We start from the raw sequence: 4,484 nt of genomic DNA on the forward strand, positions 1-4,484 counted from the left end.
TCCTCCCCTGAGCGGAGGAGCCGCGCCGGTCCGCCAGGGCCGCCAGGGCCGGATATCGGACTGGGGAAGGGATCCGGCCGCCGGGACCTCCCCCTTCTCGGCCAAGTTCTCCGTGTGCGCCCGCACGCCCCCCGGTGTGACGTTCCATCAACCCGGTACCGGGGCAGCCGCGTGGTGCTGCTGGGTTCGTTCACCGAGGAGGGGCACGCGATGACGAAGGTTCTCGTTCTGCACAGTGTCAGCCTGGTCAGGTCCGCACTGGCCGCCCTGCTGAGATCGGAGGGCTCGTTCGACGTCACCTCGGCCGGCTGGAAGACCGCGGCGCGGCAGACGGAGTCCTTAAGGCCGGACGTGACCGTGGTGGACCTCGACTGTCCGGGGATCACGGCCGTACTGTCCGACGAGCGGCGCGCGAAGAGCCGTACGGGGGCCTCGCCCTCCCCCATGCTGGTGCTGGCGTCCACCGGCGCGCCGGGGTCCCTGCACCGGGCCTTCCGGGCCGAGGCCCGCGGCTATGTGGACAAGGACGGTTCGCCCGGCCGTCTCGTCCGCGCCGTCCGGAAGGTCGCCGCGGGGGAACGTTTCATCGACGCCTCGCTGGCGTCGGCCTTCATGTGCGCCGACCCCTTGCCGCTGAGCCCGCGCGAGGTCAGCGTGCTGGTGCGCGCCGCGGAGGGGGACTCCGTCGCCGAGATAGCGCGCAGCCTGCATCTGGCGAGCGGTACGGTCCGCAACTACATCGCCGCGGCGACCCGTAAGACGGGTGCGCGCAACCTCATCGACGCGATCCGGATATCCCGCCGGGAGGGCTGGGTCTGATACCCGGGTCCGCGGCCGTGCGGGGGTCCTCTCCTCAGCCCCCGGCGGGCGCGTGCCACTGCCCCACGAGATCGCGGTACAGGGCTGATCTGCCCGGGAGTTCCGCATGCGTGCCGCATACGGCGCGGGTCCCGTCGAGGACGAGGACCCGGTCGGCGCGGGCCGCCGACGAGACCCGGTGGGCGACGACGACAAGGGTGCCGGGACGGTCCGCGAGGGCCCGTTCGGCGCGCTCCTCGGTCAGCGGGTCGAGGTGGCAGGTGGCCTCGTCGAGCAGCAGCAGCGGGGCGGGTGAGAGGTAGGCGGCGGCGAGGGCCAGGTGCTGGCTCTCGCCGCGGGACAGCAGCCGGGGGGACAGCTCGCCGTCGAGCCCCCCGAGCCGGGACACCAGCGGGCGCAGCCCCAGGGCGTCGACGGCGTGCCACAGCCGGTCGTCCCCGGGTACGGGTGTGCCCGCGCCCGGCGAGAAGAGGGTGAGGTTCTCCCGTACGGTGCCGGTGAACACGTAGGCCCGCTGCGGGAGCAGGGTCCGTCGCGGATCGGGGCCGCTGGTGCCGCCGGGGCGGCGGGCGGGGACTCCGGCGACGAGGACCGTGCCCGCGTCGGGCGGCAGCATCCCGGCCAGCAGCGCCGTGAGGGTGGACTTGCCGATGCCGCTGGGGCCGACCACCGCGAGGTGTTCCCCGGGGCGGACCACCAGGTCGAGGGAGTCGAGCACGGGGGTGGCGCCGGGCCCGTAGGCGAAGGTGACCCCGCGGAGTTCGGCCGCGGGGGCCGGGCCGCGGCCGGCGGGGATCCGTGGCGGGGCGGGGGCGGCCGGAAGGGGCCCCACCTCCGGGCCGGGCGGCGCCGGGTCGCAGAAGCGTTCGAGGACCACGAGCAGCCGGGTACCGGCCGAACCGAGTGCCGTCATCAGCGAGTTGAGGGCGGGCAGCAGGGCGGTGACCAGGTAGGTGAGGGCGCCCGCCAGGGTGCCGGCGGTGACCCCCCGCCCGAGCAGCCACGGGGTGGCGGCGAGCAGCGCGATCACCGGCAGCCGTCCGGCGGTGCCCAGGGCGAGGGTGCGCAGGGCGGCCCAGCGGGCGGTCCGGGCCGCCAGCTCCTCCTGGGCGGCGATCAGCGGTTCCACCCGGGCCTCGGCCGTGCGCCCCGCACCGCGGGCGACGATGTCGCGCAGCCCGTCGGCGAGCTCCCCCACCCGGTCCGCCAACGCCTCGTCGGTGTCCAGGGAGCGGCGCTGTACGGCGGCCAGGGGGCGCAGGGTGGCCAGGAAGGCGGCGGCGCCGAGCAGCAGCGGGGGCAGGACGACGAGCAGCAGTACGGGGGCCAGTGCGGCCATGCCCGCGAGGGCGCCCACGGCGGTGAACACGAAGGAGCGGGCGGTGAGCACCAGTCCGGCGAAGGAGTCCCGGGCCATCTCGGTCTGCTGGGTCAACCGGGACACCGCGCCGGTGCCGGGGGCGCGCGCCGGGTCGGTGACGGCCCGGTCCAGCGCCTGGCGCACGGCGCGCCGGACCAGGCCGTCGCGCAGCGGCTCCACGAGGTCGGCGAGGGCGTGGAAGACCCGGCGCAGGGCCGGTCCGCCGAGGAGCGCGGCGGCCGCGGCGGCGGCCAGCCAGGCGAGTCCGGTGGCGGTATGCCCGGCGAGGAAGCCGTCGTCGAGGGCGCGGGCCACGCCGTAGCCGCCGAGGAAGGTATGCGCGGACTCCAGGAGGGACCATGCGCCGAGCCGTACGAGGGCGGAGGCGCGGCCCCGGAGGAAGCGGCGGCCCTCGGCCCCCACACGCTGCCGGGCGGCTTCGTGTCCGCTCACCGTACGGGCTCCTTCCCGGCCGGGGGGCGCGGTGCGGGGGCGGGCTCGGCGCGGGTGGGCTCGGGGGTGGTGGGCTCGCCTGGAGCGGGTTCGGCCGGGGTGCCGGAGGCGAAGACCTCCCGGTAGCCCTCGTGGCGGGACCACAGCCGCTCGTGGGTGCCGACCGCCCGCACCCTCCCGTGGTCGAGCCAGACGACGAGGTCGGACCGGGCGGCGGAGGAGAGCCGGTGGGCGACCACGATCCGGGTGCCGGGCCGGACCTCGTGGGCGAGCGCCCGCTCGACCTGCCGGGCGGTGACGGTGTCGAGGCTGGAGGTGGCGTCGTCCAGGATCAGGAGGCGGCCCGCGTGGCAGAACGCCCTTGCCAGGCCCAGGCGTTGGACCTCGCCCCCGGACAGGGGGGCGTCGGCCAGGCGGGTGGCGTAGCCGTGGGGCAGGCGGCTGACGAAGAGGTCCGCACCGGCCGCGCGGGCGGCGGCGCGGACGGCTTCGGGGCCGGGGGCCGGGCCGTCGCCGAAGCCGATGGCGTCCGCGACGGTGTCCCCGATCAGGGCGGGCCGGTCGAAGGCGTAGCCGGCCTCCCGGCGCAGTTCCCCCGGGCCGAGCTCGCCCAGGGGGACGCCGTCCAGCAGGACCTCGCCCTCGTCGGGGTCGGTGAGCCGTCCGGCCACGGCGGCGAAGAGGGTCTTGCCCGCGCCGGAGCGGCCCACGACGGCGACGGTGGCCCCGCCCGGGATCACCAGGCTGAGGTCGTGCAGCACGGTCGATCCGCCGCGTACGACGCTCACGTTCCGCAGTTCCAGGGTGCCGGGGCCGTCGGCGGGCAGGGTGGCGGGCCCATGGCCGCGCGGGGTCAGGGTCAGCAGGTGCGCGGTGCGCCGGGCGGCGGCCCGGCCGCGGACCACGGCCGCGAGGGCCGCCGGTACGGCCCCGACTCCGGCGGCGAGGGTGGCGTAGCGCAGGGCGGCGAGGAGGTCGCCGACGCCGAGGGCCCCGGCCGACAGGCGCAGGCCGCCGACGGCGAGGACGGTGTAGAGGATCAGCGGCATGAGGGTCGCGGAGCGGGCCGTGGTGCCGCCGTAGACCCGCCACATGCGCCGGCCCTCGGTGCCCAGTTCGGGCAGTCCGGCGAGGATCCGGGCGCGTTCGCGCCCTGCCGTGCCGGCGGCGGCGATGGTGCGGGCCCCGGCCATGGCCTCCGCGAGGCGGCCGGCGGTCTCCAGCTGGACCTGCTGGTAGCGGGCGACGCTGGCGAGGGTGTCGCGGGCGAAGGCGCGCAGCAGCAGGGCCAGCAGCGGGAGGCCGAGGAGGAAGGCGAGAGCCGTCCACACGTCGATGAGGAGGAGCGCGGCGATCGCGCCGACCGGCGGCAGCAGGGCGGCCACGGCGTGGGCTGCGGCGGCCGGGGCCTTGCCCGCCTCGGTGGCGTGCGCGGTCAGGCGGGCGGCGGTGTCCCCGGGGGCGTCGCGGGCCGCGAGGTGCGGGAAGGTGCCGAGGAGGCGGCCGAGGGCGAGGCGGCGCAGGCGGGCGGTGGAGCGGCCGTCCACCTCGCCGGTGAGTCGGGCCGCTGCGGCGTCGAGCAGCACGTCGGCGGTGATGACCGCGGCGCACAGCAGGGTCCAGGTGGGGCCCGCCGGGTCCCCGCGGAGCAGCAGGTCGAGGGTGTGGCCGAGGACGGCCGGTTCGGCGAGGGCGGCGGCGGCGCCCGCCAGGGTGCACCCGAGGATGCCGGCGGTACGGCCCGCGCTGTGCCGGGCGGCCCCGATCAGCGCGCGGTCGGCGCCGCGGGCGAGGGCCGGGTCGGCGGCCGGATCGCCCGCCGGGGGCGCTTCCGGGGCGGCGGCCCGGCCGG

Annotated in this window: 3 protein-coding genes; 1 reads left to right on the forward strand and 2 read right to left on the reverse strand. The window is 77.5% G+C overall.

Annotation, left to right across the window (positions count from 1 at the left end):
• Window positions 1–210 precede the first annotated feature (210 nt).
• Window positions 211–819 (forward strand): response regulator transcription factor, encoded by a 609-nt coding sequence (locus ABZ873_RS33905; protein ID WP_360880648.1) that lies wholly within the window; start codon window positions 211–213, stop codon window positions 817–819.
• A gap of 34 nt (window positions 820–853) precedes the next feature.
• On the opposite strand, the gene ABZ873_RS33910 is transcribed toward ABZ873_RS33905, so the two are convergent.
• Window positions 854–2,632 (reverse strand): ABC transporter ATP-binding protein, encoded by a 1,779-nt coding sequence (locus tag ABZ873_RS33910; protein ID WP_360880651.1) that lies wholly within the window; start codon window positions 2,630–2,632, stop codon window positions 854–856.
• Window positions 2,629–4,484, reverse strand: a 1,856-nt coding sequence (locus ABZ873_RS33915; protein ID WP_360880654.1) for an ABC transporter ATP-binding protein, incomplete at its 5' end; no start/stop codon positions are given. The genes ABZ873_RS33910 and ABZ873_RS33915, both read right to left, overlap by 4 nt.

The organism is Streptomyces sp. NPDC047014 (assembly GCF_040644195.1).
Classification (GTDB): domain Bacteria; phylum Actinomycetota; class Actinomycetes; order Streptomycetales; family Streptomycetaceae; genus Streptomyces.

Coding starts and splice junctions, on each gene's coding strand:
- ABZ873_RS33905 (WP_360880648.1), top strand. CDS start 211: ATGACGAAGGTTCTCGTTCTGCACAGTGTCAGCCTGGTCAGGTCCGCA.